The 13,785-nt window shown below is 63.5% G+C and carries 11 protein-coding genes and 1 rRNA gene; 4 read left to right on the forward strand and 8 right to left on the reverse strand.

The window, feature by feature from the left end; genetic code table 11:
* Positions 1-204: 204 nt before the first annotated feature.
* The 3 genes from rrf to GC119_RS05895 all read left to right on the forward strand — a co-directional run bounded on the left by rrf (position 205) and on the right by GC119_RS05895 (position 2,556).
* Positions 205-318, forward strand: a 5S ribosomal RNA gene (gene rrf / locus GC119_RS05885).
* A gap of 226 nt (positions 319-544) precedes the next feature.
* Positions 545-1,282: an SIR2 family NAD-dependent protein deacylase gene (locus GC119_RS05890; RefSeq protein ID WP_151952708.1), complete on the forward strand. Its 738-nt coding sequence runs from the start codon at positions 545-547 to the stop codon at positions 1,280-1,282.
* Positions 1,283-1,287: 5 nt separating this feature from the next.
* Entirely contained in the window at positions 1,288-2,556 is a 1,269-nt protein-coding gene (locus GC119_RS05895) for a pyridoxal phosphate-dependent aminotransferase (RefSeq protein WP_226829308.1), read from the forward strand.
* An 89-nt stretch (positions 2,557-2,645) separates the two neighbouring features.
* Here the strand turns inward: GC119_RS05895 and GC119_RS05900 are convergent, their stop codons facing one another.
* The 8 genes from GC119_RS05900 to GC119_RS05935 form a co-directional block, all read right to left on the reverse strand.
* Positions 2,646-4,601, reverse strand: coding sequence for an acetate--CoA ligase (locus GC119_RS05900; protein ID WP_070777543.1), 1,956 nt, complete (start codon positions 4,599-4,601; stop codon positions 2,646-2,648).
* A gap of 149 nt (positions 4,602-4,750) precedes the next feature.
* On the reverse strand, positions 4,751-5,116 hold the full coding sequence (locus GC119_RS05905; protein ID WP_218079087.1) for an ArsR/SmtB family transcription factor: 366 nt from the start codon (positions 5,114-5,116) through the stop codon (positions 4,751-4,753).
* A gap of 28 nt (positions 5,117-5,144) precedes the next feature.
* Positions 5,145-5,684: a peptidoglycan-binding protein gene (locus tag GC119_RS05910; protein ID WP_070575396.1), complete on the reverse strand. Its 540-nt coding sequence runs from the start codon at positions 5,682-5,684 to the stop codon at positions 5,145-5,147.
* A gap of 177 nt (positions 5,685-5,861) precedes the next feature.
* A complete protein-coding gene (locus tag GC119_RS05915) occupies positions 5,862-6,584 on the reverse strand; it encodes a hypothetical protein (RefSeq protein ID WP_151952709.1) in 723 nt (240 codons plus the stop codon).
* A 266-nt stretch (positions 6,585-6,850) separates the two neighbouring features.
* Positions 6,851-7,825: an NAD-dependent epimerase/dehydratase family protein gene (locus tag GC119_RS05920; protein WP_151952710.1), complete on the reverse strand. Its 975-nt coding sequence runs from the start codon at positions 7,823-7,825 to the stop codon at positions 6,851-6,853.
* Positions 7,825-10,554, reverse strand: coding sequence for an alpha/beta fold hydrolase (locus tag GC119_RS05925; protein ID WP_151952711.1), 2,730 nt, complete (start codon positions 10,552-10,554; stop codon positions 7,825-7,827). The genes GC119_RS05920 and GC119_RS05925 overlap by 1 nt, the downstream gene beginning before the upstream one ends.
* 32 nt (positions 10,555-10,586) lie before the next feature.
* Positions 10,587-11,615, reverse strand: coding sequence for a 3-oxoacyl-ACP synthase III (locus tag GC119_RS05930; protein ID WP_193215632.1), 1,029 nt, complete (start codon positions 11,613-11,615; stop codon positions 10,587-10,589).
* A gap of 135 nt (positions 11,616-11,750) precedes the next feature.
* Complete coding sequence (locus tag GC119_RS05935) at positions 11,751-12,320, reverse strand: dienelactone hydrolase family protein (RefSeq protein WP_151952713.1); 570 nt, start codon at positions 12,318-12,320, stop codon at positions 11,751-11,753.
* A 92-nt stretch (positions 12,321-12,412) separates the two neighbouring features.
* On the opposite strand from GC119_RS05935, the gene GC119_RS05940 reads away from it, so the two are divergent.
* Positions 12,413-13,744 carry an MFS transporter gene (locus GC119_RS05940; RefSeq protein ID WP_151952714.1) on the forward strand — a complete coding sequence of 444 codons (1,332 nt, stop codon included), beginning with the start codon at positions 12,413-12,415 and terminating at the stop codon, positions 13,742-13,744.
* The last annotated feature ends 41 nt before the right edge of the window (positions 13,745-13,785 follow it).

The following is a 13,785-nucleotide window of genomic DNA, read 5'->3' on the forward strand; positions in this document are numbered from 1 at the left end:
TACTAATACACCAATCACTCACCCAAACAACCCCACACACACTGTGGGGTGTCAAGACGAGTAACACACCAAACACAACACCATCATCACCATGATCGTTGTTCGCGTCCACACCAACCACCCACACGCCACCCCAGAAGGGTGACAACACGTGAGACACACTGGTTGGTCACAAACCTTGAGTAATCAATACCCCCAAAGATTTGCGGTGGTAAAAGCGTCAGGGAAACGCCCGGTCCCCATTCCGAACCCGGAAGCTAAGCCTGACAGCGCTGATGGTACTGCACACACGTGTGGGAGAGTAAGACACCGCCGCAACCACACCACAAGTGAAGGCCCTGACAGGACCTGGTCGAGCACCACTGCTCCCAGAACCCCTGCCAGGGCCTTCACCCATTCACAAAGACTTTTTCTTAAGCGCCGTTGTTCGCTCTTCCTTTTGCGCCCCGAGCACCACAGCGTGCCTGGGGCGTTTTTGTCTGCTCTCTCAGCCGTGTTCTATTCGCCGCAGTAGGCTGGGAGCTGTGAAGCGAGGAGGCAGGAAATGCGCATAACCTTTCTGACTGGAGCTGGTCTGAGCACAACTGCCGGTATACCTGACTTTCGAGGCCCGCAGGGTGTGTGGACGCGCGATCCTCTCGCAGAGCGCATGTCCACCCTGTCGTGGTATCTGAAGAGTCCCGAAGTGCGTGAACGCGCCTGGCAGATGCGCCTTGAATCCGGCATCTGGGCGGCATCGCCAACCGAAGCTCACTACCGCATCGCGAAAGCTGAAGAGCAGGCCGACGTCAAAGCAGTCGTTACGCAGAACACCGACGGCCTGCACACGCTCGCTGGTTCCACTCCGGCCAAGGTACTCGAAGTTCACGGCAGTGCGCGCACCTGGAAGTGCGAAGAGTGTGAAGCTTCCGGGCCCATGGAAGACATGATTCGCCGGGTCAAGGACGGTGAGCCAGACCCCGCATGCCCGCAGTGCGGTGGCATCACTCGTGCAACCACCATCCTGTTTGAGGAAATGCTGCAGACTGCCGTCATTGAAGCGGCCTTCGATGCTGCAGAGAACTGCGACTGGATCATCGCGATTGGGACCTCGCTTTCTGTCACTCCTGTGGCCCACATGTTCCCCATGGCCATCGAGGCCGGTGCTCGCGGTCTGATCCTCAATGCTGAGCCGACGCCATTTGATCCCTATGCCGACGAGGTGGTTCGCGGCGATCTGCAGGACACGGTCCCACGGGTGCTCGACGAGCTGCTTGAAACACCTGGCACTATAGAGGGATGAAGCCGATGAAGTCATCAAAATCTGCCCTGTCACATATGGTGATCGCCGCTGACCCGCTGGGGGAGGACGCCCCAACTGCTGAAGCTTACGAAGCTGTTTCAGCTCGTGTATCGAAAGTTCAGCGGTTCAGGGTTCTTGACATTCTCCGCCGCGTTGCCCAGCTGCGTGCCGAAGGCCGTGATGTCATCTCGCTGTGCGTGGGCGAGCCCGGCCAGGGCGCGCCGACTGCTGTGCGCCAGCGCGCTGCCGAAGCTGTTCTTGATGGCACTGACTTGGGGTACTCTCCGGTGGAGGGCATCGCACCCCTGCGCGAAGCTCTGGCAGGTCACTACAAGCGCTGGTACGGCGTGGACATCGATCCGAGCCGGTTCATTGTCACGGCAGGCTCTTCCGGCGCCTTCCAACTGTCGTTCCTCACCTGCTTCGACGTGGGCGATAGGGTCGCACTCGCCCGCCCCGGCTACGCCGCCTACAAGAACATCCTCAAAGCTCTCGGCATCGACGTGGTTGAGCTCGACTGCGGCGAGGAAGTCCGCTTCCAACCGACCGTCGAAATGCTGGAAGAGGAACACGAAAAGACTCCCCTGTCGGGTGTCATGGTTGCCTCACCGGCCAACCCGACCGGCACCATGATCGACGCCGAACACATGGCTGAGCTTGCTGACTGGTGCGATCGCCAAGGCGTGCGGCTGATCTCTGATGAGATCTACCACGGCATCACGTTCGGCGATTCCGTCGGCACAACCGCGGTCGAATGCTCTGACCAGGCGATTGTCATCAGCTCATTCTCCAAGTACTGGGGCATGACCGGCTGGCGCCTGGGCTGGATGATCGTCCCGGAAGAACTCGTCGAGCCCATCAAGGCACTCGCCGGCAACCTCACGCTGTGCGCCCCCGTGCCGTCCCAGTTTGCGGCAATCGAGGCATTCTCAGAAAGCGCCTATGAAGAGGGTGCAAAAGCCGTTGAGGGCTTTGCCGCCGCCCGTCAGGCCGTTCTCGATGCCGTCGACGATCTTGGCTGGACGGGGCTTGCACCGGCTGACGGCGCGTTTTACATGTACGCGACGATCACCCCGGCTCTCGGCGAATTCGCTGACGCTGTTGACTGGTGTGCCGCGCTGCTAGAAGAAGAGGGCGTGGCCGTCTCGCCGGGCAGCGACTTCGACAGCGTCCACGGCGACTACGCCGTGCGCATCTCACTTGCGGCAGGCCATGAGGCCGTCGTTGAAGCTCTCGAGCGCATCAAACGGTTCCAGGCCCGCCACAAGGCCTGATACACGACCAGGTGAGAAAAGGGACGAGGTGGAGCTCCACCTCGTCCCTTTCCGTGCCGATTCTGGGGTCACCAGAACCGGCTCAGCGCTCACTCCTGGCGCAGTGAGGGGCGGATGGCATCGAGGACGGCCACGTCTTCAATTGTCGACGGAACAGCTGCGTCTGCTTTGCCTTCGGCGATTTCGCGCATTGTTTTGCGCAGGATCTTGCCGGAGCGGGTTTTGGGCAGAGCTTCGACAACGGTGGCCGATTTCAGTGCCGCCACCGGCCCGACCTCGACACGGACCTGAGCGACGAGTTCCTTTTCCAGCTGAGCGCGGTCAACGTCTTCGTGCCCTGCTTTGAGCACCACAAGGGCACGGGGTATCTGACCCTTGACCGGGTCGGAAAGGCCGATCACAGCACACTCGGCAACCGCCGGGTGGGACGCAACGGCAGCTTCGAGTGCACCGGCGGAAAGGCGGTGACCGGCAACGTTGATGACATCGTCAGTGCGGCCCATCACGTAGACGTAGCCGTCTTCGTCAACACAGCCGCCGTCACCGGTGAGGTAGGCGCCCTCAATAGACGACAGGTAGGAGTCGACATAGCGTTCGTCGTCACCCCACACGGTTGCGAGCGTTCCGGGCGGAAGCGGCAGGCTGACGATGATAAGGCCCTCTTCGCCCGGCTCCATCTGGTTGCCTGCGGCATCGACCACCCGCACGTCATAGCCGGGCACCGGCATAGCTGGCGAACCGGGTTTGATGGGGTATTCGTGCAGGCCGATGGGATTTGCCGCGATCGGCCACCCGGTTTCCGTCTGCCACCAGTTGTCGAACACCGGAATGTCCCGGCCCGTGGCCCGTGCAAGTTTTTCGGTTGTCCACTTGTAGGTTTCCGGGTCGAGGCGCTCCCCGGCCTGGATCCACGCCCGCAGGTGCTGCATGGGGTACTTGGCCATGAGTTCACCTTCGGGGTCTTCCTTGCGGATGACCCGCATGGCTGTCGGTGCACCGTAGAACAGGCGGACGTCGTATTCGTCGACCACCCTGAAGAAGGTACCTGCATCGGGTACGCCGACGGGCTTTCCTTCGAACACGATGGTGGTCACACCCGCCAGCAGCGGCGCGTAGACGATGTAGGAGTGTCCCACCACCCAGCCGACATCGGACGCACAGAAGATTGTATGACCGGGGTGCAGGTCGTAGAGGTTCTTCATCGACCACGTGAGTGCCACCGCGTAGCCGCCGGCATCGCGGACAATGCCCTTCGGTTTGCCCGTGGTTCCAGATGTGTACAGCACGTACAGTTCATCCGTCGCCCTGGTGCTCACCGGCGCCGCACCGCTTGGGGTCTGCTCCATCAGCTCATCGAAGGAGTACTCACTGTACTGAGCTCCCGAGGCGGTGGTAGCGTTCTCGCCCTTGATGTCGGCTGGGATCAGGTCGCGTTCATAGACGATGCTCAGAGCAGGAACGTGCTCGACTTCGTCAAGAGCCGCATCGACCATGGGCTTGTATTCGACCTTCCGCGACGGTTCGATGCCGCCGGAGGCCGACACAATAGCCTTGGGCTTGAGGTCGTTGATGCGGACTGCGAGTTCGCGGGCGGAAAAACCGCCGAACACAACCGAGTGAACCGCGCCGATGCGGGCGCAGGCGAGCATTGCCACGACCGCCTGCGGGATCATCGGCATGTAGATGATGACGCGGTCGCCCTTTTCCACACCCTTGTCCTGCAGCACCTTGGCGAAGCGGGCAGTTGTGTCCGTCAGTTCCCTGTAGCTGATCTTCTGTTTGGTGTCCGTGACGGGGGAGTCGTAGATGAGCGCGGTGTCCTCACCGCGGCCGGCTTCGACGTGACGGTCAAGCGCGTTGTAGCAGACGTTGAGTTCGCCGTCGGGAAACCAGCGGTACAGGGGAGCGCGCGAATCGTCGAGAGCGCGCGAGGGCTTGGAGTCCCAGTCGATCCCCTCAGCGGCTTCGAGCCAAAAGGCTTCGCGGTCCTCTGCGGCGCGCCGCGCTGCTGTTTCATAGGCGTTTTCTGTGTTTTCGGCGGTCATGATGCCCCCCCTGTCTGTTGTGTGCCCCACATTGTCTGTGGTGATGTGGGCCACAATACCGCTCGGCTTCGAGTGGCGTGCGGCAGGGGGCATTGGCCAGGAGGGGCGGCCAGGGGAACCAGCCGATGACATCGGCCAGGGGCGTTCGTTCAGTCGCAGAGTTCGGCCGAGTGGGCCAGCGCGTCCTGAATGATGTGTGCTACGTGGTGGTCGGTCACTTCGTAGTGGGCTTCGCGGCCGGAGCGCTGAACGCTGACCAGCCGCTGATTGCGCAGCGTGCGCAGGTGCTGGGACACCAAAGGCTGAGACAGGTTCGTCAGCAGCACGAGCTCGGACACCGTCAGCGGCGAGTGCGACAGTGCAAGCAGAATCCGCAGGCGCGACGGGGTGGCGAGAACCTTGAAGATGTCGGCCGTGAGTTCGATGGCCTGAGCGTCTGTCAGGTCTTCGGGAATGCGAAGTTCGCCGTCGTCATCGAATTTCAGGTGCGGGTATGCATCACGTGCCATGCCCACCAGTGTATTCCAGGCCGGCCGAACCCTCTCAGCGGCTGTTCGGCGCTGTGGCGAGGATGTCGGCGGCCAGCGGCTCCCACTTGCCGTACGCGTCCGGGTGGGCCGAGCGCTGCACAGCCTGTGCGGCGTCGTTCTTGCTCATCTTCTGCCAGCCGGATATCTGTTTGAGCCCGGCGTTCTTGACCTTCGGGTTGACTCCGTAGAACGCGGTTGTGGCGTAGTGGACATTGAGCACCTGACCGTCGGTTCCCCACCCCTGTGAGGGGCGCTGTTGGAACACTCCGAGCGAGTCTCGGTCCCCGTAGGGCAGATTGCGCAGGGAGGATTCCTGCATAGCGGTCATGAGCGCGATTTCGATCCCAGCATCTGACACGGAGTGTTCGCGTCCGATGTCGATGATTTCGCGCGCAATCTCCATCTGTCCCGAATCCAGGGCCGCTGCCGAGGTGGGGGCCAGCTTCTCTGACACCTTCTCTTTGGCTGCCTGCCGCTGATCGGGGTCAGAGAGCACCCCTGTTACTGCGGTTCCCGCTGTGAACAGGCCCAGGGCCAAAAGTGCGGCGGTCACGCCCATGACAGTGCTGCGGAAGTTTCGGCGCCCTTCCCCTTTGCGGCGCCGAACTCTGCGACTCGATGGTCGCCTGCGTACTGTCTTTCTGCGTGCCACGCCCTTACTTTAGGCGCTTGGACTCCACTTGCCGAACTGCTTCCCCAAGAGTCGGGTGGAGCCCAGTGTGCAGGCGCGTCAGCGGATGGCCGGTGCGTCCCGATTGGCATTGAGCAGAGCGGTGGCCAGACCCTCCCACTGGGCGTAGCGGTGCGGGTGGCCCGAGCGCTGCACTGCCTGTGCGGCATTGTTTTTGCTCATCTTCTGCCAGCCGGGAATCTGTTTGAGTCCGGCGTTCTTGACCTTCGGGTTGACCCCGTAGAACGCTTTGGCGGAGTAGGTTCGGTCCATGATCTGGGACTTCGAACCCCAGTTGTATTTGGGCCGCTGCTGAAACAGGCCGACGGAGTCCTTGTCGCCGTACCTGATGTTGTACAGGTCCGATTCCTGCTTGGCGGTCATGAGCGCAATGATGATCGCGTCGTCGCTCATGCCCGCACCCTTGCCGACGCCGATGATGATGCGGGCGTTGGCCGTCTGGTCGCGGTCGATTCCCCTGGGCTGCGGGCCGGGCTTCACCGTTTTCTTGGCCTGGGCCTTCGGCGCGGATTGTGCGCTGCGCGGCTGCTGGGCTTTGCGTGCCCTGTCGGCCTCTTCGGGAGTCACCCGCTGGGTGGCTGGGCCGCCGACCGAGGTGTAGTCGCCGTCGTCCTGTGCGCTGCTGGTCTGTGAGCTGCTGCCGGCGTGCGGGGTGTTGTGGTCAACGACGTTGCCGCTGAGAGCGCTGGCTGGCCCTGCGAGCAGGAGGGAGCTTGCCGCTGCGCAGCCCAGTGCGGTCGCGGCAGTGTAGATGATTCGCATGATCCTCGTTTCGGGAAGTGGAAGATTCGAGCTCCCGAAACTGTAGCGAATAATCTGTCAAGTTTCACACGCCGGGAAATCCGAAGTGTTACATCTATGTAAGTAGCGTTGTGACCTGCAAAAAGACACGAATGTAGTTAAAAGTCCAAAATCGTTCGCAGAAGCCGTCCGAAATACCGGACGGTTAAAGGGTTGCGGGCTCTGCACAGCTATTGGGCACGCAAAAGGGGCCCGGCACAGTGCCGAGCCCCTCGCAGCAGAGTTCTCTACGCGGTTCCCCCGTAGTGGGCCGCAACCCTGCGCAGGCCCTCTTCAATTGACACCGCGGGCGTCCAGTTCAAAACGCTGTGCGTGGTCCGCTGATCAAACCAGTGCGCCGTAGAAAGCTGCTCAGCGAGGAACTCCGTGAGCGGCGGCTCGTCGTCGAAATCACCGGCCGTCCAGACTTTCTCAATGACCTTTCCGGCGATCTTCGCAGCACCCACGGGCACACGCAGGGTCGGTTCGGCAGAACCGCCGGCAACCGCAATCCTGCGCATGAGCTCGCCAATGGGGCGCGGCTGCCCGTTCGTTACCACGAGAGCCAGCCCTTGCGTGTGCTGGGCGGCGGACAGCGCAGCGACAATCGCGTCCACCGCGTTGTCGATGTAGAGGGTGTCGACCATCGCCAGACCCGAACCCAGCAGAGGCAGCCTTCCCTGTGCAGCCCGGTCGATGATCCTTTCGGTCAGCTGCGGTTCGCCGGGGCCCCACATGAGGTGAGGGCGAAGAGCGAGCACTCGAAAATCATCGTGCGATGCCGCCAGCGCCAAGCGCTCGCCGGCGGCTTTTGTGCGCGCGTAGTCTCCGCGGGCGGCAACGGGGTCCGCCGGGCCAGCGCCGTCGCCGACAAGAGAATCGCCAGCGTGGGCAACCGACGGCGACGAAATGTGCACCATGCGGCCGATTCCAGCCTGCTGGGCCCTTGCAACAATGTTCGCGGTGCCGTCAATATTGACTTTTTCGAAGTCTTCGGGAGCACCGACCATGGACACCTTCGCCGCCATGTGGATGAGCGCATCCTGCCCGGAAACCGCCCGGTCAACAGCTTCCAAGTCCGTGACCGAGCCCTGAACGTCACGCGCGCCTGCAACCCCGGAGGGGCGGCGCTGCAGCGTGGTCACCTCGTGGCCCTGCGCAAGGAGAGCCCGGGCGGTGGAACTTCCCAGAAGACCGGACGCACCGGTGATGAGAACCTTCATCAGACGCTCCTTCCCACCGGCGCGCCGGAAAGCACGCGGGATGCCCACGCTCCCAGCTCCGTGCGGCCGACTTTGGAATTGTGGCGAATATCAGTGGGGAATTCGGGTGCGACGAGAACTGCCGCAACATCGAGGCCCATACGGTCGAGAACCGCCGCGCGGATGGCATCGATCATCGGCTGCGGGGCCAGTCCCGGCCGCAGGTTCTGCGGACCGCCCGGCTCAAGCACCACGACGAGCGCCTGCGTGCCCACCGGGCCGACGCCCACAGCCGCACAGCGGGTCACCCCGTCGGTGCGTTCTGCAATGGACTCAACGGCCCCGGGGCCAATGGGGCCCGTGGGCCCGGCGATGACGTGCTGCACGCGCCCTTCGAGCCACAGACGCCCCTTGGCGTCAAAACGGCCGATGTCGCCCGTGCGATGCCACGGTTTGGCGCCGCCGTGTTCGTCGCGGCGGGAATCGGCGTCAGTCTTCCACAGCCGGTCGTAGCCGTCCTTCAGATGGGCGGCGGAGACGACGAACTCGCTGAGCACGCCGATTCCGTCATCCAAGAAAATCGTGTGTTCGCTGGGCTTGCCCTCGGCATCGAGCGGGGCGAGCATGAAGTCGACCGCGCCGATCGGCTTGCCCAGACAGACCCCGCCGACCACCGGCGAATCCGGGTCAGCCGCATCCGCCTCGGCTTCGACAGCACCCGGGAAGTCGATGTTGGTCAGCAGCAGACTCTCCGTCATGCCGTAGGGCGAATTGATCCGCGCGTTCGGGAAGACTTCCGCAATCTGCTCCATGAGCACCGTCGGCACGGGAGCACCGGCAGACAGCGCCAGTTCAATGCCGGCGCACGCCTCGCGCTGCTCAGCACTCAGGGCGTGCGCGGTCTTGACCACGTTCGTGTAGGCGGCAGGTGATGCGAACACCATGGTGCAGCCGGCCTCGACGATGGCGTCAGCAAGAGCAGAAGCGGTCAGGGTGGCGGGCTTTGTCACCGACATGTTCGGCGTGACGCTCACCGCGCCCAGTCCCGGTCCAAGCAGTGCAAAAGGCGCGAAACCGGCAACCAGTCCCGTGCCTGGGCGCACATCGAACTCGGCGCTGAGGACGCGCATGAGCTCACCGAGACCGCGGTGAGTGTACCGCACGCCCTTGGCCGGGCCGGTGGAACCGGAGGTGAAGAGAATCGCGGCATCGTCATCGAGTTCCGGTATGGCAATCGAATCGCGGTCGCGCACAGCCGTCCGCGACAGAGCCGTGATCGACGTTTCGACCTTCAGCGCCCGCGCGCGCAGCCGCGGCAGCGGCAGGACGGAGATTCTGCGTCCCGGCCATCCGCCGGCTCGGGCCAGTGTCAGCCCTGGGGTCTCGCCGATGATCCACTGTGGGTCGGCAGCTTTGACCGCCCGAGTCATACCGGCTGGCCCAAGCCCCGCGTCTGCCACAACGACAACACCGCCGACCTTGAGCACCGCGTAGGCGGCCGCCGTGAGATTGTTGCCCGGTTCGATCAGCAGGCTGACCCGATCGCCCTTGCGCAGGCCCATGGCCTTCAAACCTGCCGCAATGTTGTCGACGACTCCGGCCAGCTGGGCCCAGGAAACCGCCTGGGCGGGGTGTGCCGACATGTCGACACTCGCGATCGAGCGCTCGCGGCGTTTGGCATCGAGCGCCGAGAACACGAAGTCCGGTTCAGGCCCGTCTGCTTGGGCCGGACTGCTTTCTTCTGCCGAGGTGGAAGCTGCCTGAGTCTGCTCAGTCACGTTGGCGTCAAGCCACTGGAAGATGGTCTCCCAGTACGGGACGTCTTCGACGAACAGGTGTGAGGTCTTCTCAAAGCGGTGGATGTCCGCCTGGGGCAGGCGCTCGCGCAGATCGCGCAGGTACCGCTCCAGGAAGACCGGGTCCTTCGGTCCCCACATGAGCAGCGCGGGATTGGGCATGCGGGCGATGTCCGCGGCAACCCGCTGCAGCTCAGCGTAGGAGGGGTGGTTTTCATCCACCGGAATGTCGGCGACGAAGCCGCCCACTCCGCCGCGGCGCTGCGGGGATGCGTAGGGTCTGCGGTAGGCGCGGCGCAGCGGGTCCGAAATGTTCTTTGACAAGCGCAGCGTGGTGCGGATGAACGCATCGGTGTACACGGTCGAACCGGCCAGCAGCGGGCCTGCCAGCGCCGCTTGCAGAGGCGCCGGGATGGAAGCGTCCTCCGGCTGGTGCACTGCGGTGTTAAGGCTCATGGTGGCACTGATCCGCTCAGTGTTGCGGGCTGCCCAGCCAAGCGAAATGGCCCCACCCCAGTCGTGTCCGAGTGTGACCAGCGGAAGACTGTCGTCGACGAGCTCTGAAATGAGCGCGTCAAGCTGGCCTATGCGATCGGCAAGACGGAAATAGCCGGTGCCGTGCGGTGTGGGCACTGGGTGCTCGATGCGCTCGGAATAGCCCATGTCCAGCTGGTCGGGGGCGATGACCCGCCACGCGGTGCCGCCTGCCTCGGCAGCTTCGAGTGATGCCTGCGCGAGTCTGCGCCACATATACGACCACGTGGGATTGCCGTGCACGGCGACAATCGTGCCGGCCGGTTCCATTCCGATGTCATGCAAAGCCGAAGCGGTGTCGAGAACGTGGAAGGTGTGTTCGCCGACCGTGACCAGGCGGGACCATCGGGGATCCCATTCGGGAAGATTCGGCGGCAGCTGCGCGGCAGCGGCTGGAAGAGGGCTGTTTTCAGTCGACAATGAGCTTCTCTCCTCGTAGTGTGCCGGTTTTTCTACCAGACGATCTCCGTCATGGAGGTGTTGAGACCTGAGCCCACACCCATTGCCAGAACCCGGTCACCGGCTGTGAGCGAATCGACTTCGCGGGCGAGCGTGATCGGGAGCGAAGCGGGCCCCACATTGCCCAGCACCGGGTAGGTCTTCGGCACCCGCTCCAGGGGGATCTTCGCGGCCTTGGTAATGGCGTTGACGTGCACATCGGACACCTGGTGCATGATGTAGCGGTCCATATCGGTCCAGTCCCACCCGTTTTCGTGGGCTTCTTCCCACGCCGAGGTGACCAGCTGCATGCCGTTGGACAGCAGTCCCGCGGTGTCGGTGAACATGCCGTCGTGATCGCCCACGCACAGCTCGTGGTTCCACGTGGCCGCACGCGTCACACTGCCGAGGATCCGATGGCCTTCCGGGTGCTTGTCCGCGCGTCCCAGAACGGCGGCCGAGGCGCCGGAGCCCAGGGTCAGGGAGGCGAATTCGTTGAGGTATTCGGCGCGGGTGATGCCTTCGCGCTGCAAGCGCTTGAGGGTGGCCCGCTGGACTTTCGACGCGTCTTCGGAGGCCACGACGAGCGCGTACTCGATGGCACCGGATTCGATCATGTTCCCCGCGACCGCCATCGCGTTGACAAAGCCCAGGCACGCATTGGCGATGTCGAAGTTCATGGCTGACGACGGCAGGCCGATGCCGTCGTGAATCGACACCGCCACGGACGGTTCCAGATTGGCGCGGGTGACCGACGCGTTGATCATCAGGCCGATCTGCCCGGCTTCGATGCCGGCTGCGGCGAGTGCTTTCTTGCCGGCCGCAACGCCGCCTTCGACGAAGCCGCCGGAGTCTTCTGCCCAGTTGCGGCGCGAATTCACACCCGCGACCCGCTGCAGGAGACCTTCGGGCAGTCCCAGGCGGTCAAGTGTGGACTTCAGCTGTTCGTCGTAGAAGGCGGACGTCACTTCGATGGGTGCAGTCACTTCCGAGACACTCAGAAGGGATGTGTTCTCGTGCCGAAGTGTCGTGTTTCCGTTCAACAGCGTCCAGTTCCTGGTTCCCAGGGCCGGACAGTGAAAGATGCGCGGCCCCGTTGGATGAATGAATAATGCCCAGTCAATCCTAATGGGTCGGCGCCGCTGTCTTGTCTGGGGTTGCTCCCGGCGGCTGGACTGTCAGCTGATGGCCGCCAGGATGGTGCCCCACATCTTCTGTGCCAGTTCTGGGCTGTACTCCGGTGCGGTGGGATCGCCGAAAAGGTGCGCGCTTCCGGGGTAGACGTGTACGCAAGCCCGGGCGCCTGCCGCCCGAGCCGAATCGATGAGAATCTCAGCCTGCTTCGCATCGACCCATTCGTCGCCCTGCGTATAGTGCATTTGCAGCCAGCAGCCGCCATTCCACGAGGTGGGCTTCGGCACACCGCCGGCGTGGCACAGAAAAGCACCCGCCGCCTGCCGGTGGCGTTTGCCGAAAGACTGCGCCATGGCGGCACCGAGGGAGAACCCGCCGAAATATACGGGTCCCTCAAGTCCCAGTTCTTCCACCGCAGCGGAGGCCCGCTGGGCAAGTGCGGGAAAGCCGACTTCGTCGCGATAGGCGATGCCGTCGGGAACATTGTCGAACACCCTGCCGTCGTAGAAGTCCGGCGTGTGCACCGTGTGGCCGGCTTCTGTGAAGACACCGGCCATACGGCGCATTCCGTCGTTCAGGCCGAGCGCTGAGTGAAAGAGAACGATCTGTGCCATGGTGACGATTCTAAACGTGAGCTGTGACATAATCACGCCGGCAGGGCGCCGGTTCCCGGTGACCAGCCCGGCACACAGCAGAACAGAGGATCATGACCCAGACGATTTCCACCTCGGCCCCGGAGCAGATGACCCCCGGCGCCCGCAGGGCAGTGACAGCATCCGTACTCGGCACCGTCATCGAGTGGTACGACTACGCGCTCTACGGCGCGGTCGCCGGAATGATCATCGGGCCTCTGTTCTTCCCGTCAGACGCCAGCAGCGCCGAAACCTTCGCAGCCCTCGCCACGTTCGGCGTGGGCTTCCTCGCCCGCCCGCTGGGCGGAATCGTGATCGGGCACCTGGGGGATACGCGCGGGCGCAAGACCGCCATGATCCTCACAATCGTGCTCATGGCCGGTGCGACAGTCGGCATGGGCCTTCTGCCCACCGCGGCACAGGTGGGGATGCTCGCACCGATCCTGTTGATCCTCCTGCGCTTCGTGCAGGGCTTCGGCGCTGGCGCCGAACTGTCCGGTGCAGTGACCCTCGTGGCAGAATACGTGCCGCTGCGCAGGCGCGGACTCTTCACCGGAATCGTGCTTGCCGCCCCGCCCGCCGGAATCTCCCTGGCCACGGCCGCGTTCTTCATCGTCAGCGGGCTGAGCGAAGAACAGCTGTTCGGCTGGGGATGGCGCGTGCCGTTCCTCGTTTCCGCCGTGCTGTTCCTCGTGGCGTTCTACATTCGCCGCCGCCTGGAGGAGACCCCGGAGTACGTTGCCGCACAAGAACTGGCAGAACAGAAGAAGCGCGACACCACCGCGCCGTTGAAGTACGTTCTGGCGAAGTTCCCCAAGCAGGTCGTCGTCGGCTTCCTGGCCCTCGTCGGCCACAACGCGATGCAGTACACGCTGGCCACCTTTTCGATCGGCTTCATGCTGAGCATCGACGGCGGTCTTGACCGTCCCCAGGCCCTGCTGGCAGTTGTCATCGGCTCGGCGGTTGCCGTTGTGACAACGCCGTTCGGCGGCATGCTCGCCGACAGGATCGGCGCATCGAAGGTCATGGCGGCAGCCAGCCTAATCATGGTGGTGCTCAGCGGACCCATCTTCCTTCTGCTGAAGACCGGTGAATTCGGACCGTCCGCCCTGGCAATCGCCCTGGGCTACGCGCTCATCATCACAGGCACCTCCGGCGGTCAGGGAGCACTTCTGTCCAACCTGTTCCCCGCGCACGTGCGCCTGTCCGGCATGTCCTTCGTCCGCGAACTCAACGGCGCGCTCGTTGCGGGCTTTTCCCCGATGATCGTGGCCATGCTCATCAGCGCAGCCGGAGGCAGCATTTGGCTGGCAGTCGGCTACCTCATGCTGTGCGGACTGATCTCCGCGGTGGCAATTCTGCTCTCCGGTCGGATGGGCGACAACGAAAACTCGACCCTGGTCTGATCACACCCGAGGGCTGAGCCGGGCCGTGGGTACTATTCGAC

The organism is Brevibacterium sp. Marseille-P9724 (assembly GCF_902500275.1).
In the GTDB taxonomy this organism is placed as follows: Bacteria; Actinomycetota; Actinomycetes; order Actinomycetales; family Brevibacteriaceae; genus Brevibacterium.

Bases quoted from the DNA above. Each gene is read 5' to 3' on its own strand.
- GC119_RS05920 (WP_151952710.1), bottom strand. From the start codon at position 7,825: ATGAAGGTTCTCATCACCGGTGCGTCCGGTCTTCTGGGAAGTTCCACC.
- GC119_RS05890 (WP_151952708.1), top strand. From the start codon at position 545: ATGCGCATAACCTTTCTGACTGGAGCTGGTCTGAGCACAACTGCCGGT.
- GC119_RS05940 (WP_151952714.1), top strand. From the start codon at position 12,413: ATGACCCAGACGATTTCCACCTCGGCCCCGGAGCAGATGACCCCCGGC.
- GC119_RS05895 (WP_226829308.1), top strand. From the start codon at position 1,288: ATGAAGTCATCAAAATCTGCCCTGTCACATATGGTGATCGCCGCTGAC.
- GC119_RS05915 (WP_151952709.1), bottom strand. From the start codon at position 6,584: ATGCGAATCATCTACACTGCCGCGACCGCACTGGGCTGCGCAGCGGCA.
- GC119_RS05900 (WP_070777543.1), bottom strand. From the start codon at position 4,601: ATGACCGCCGAAAACACAGAAAACGCCTATGAAACAGCAGCGCGGCGC.
- GC119_RS05935 (WP_151952713.1), bottom strand. From the start codon at position 12,320: ATGGCACAGATCGTTCTCTTTCACTCAGCGCTCGGCCTGAACGACGGA.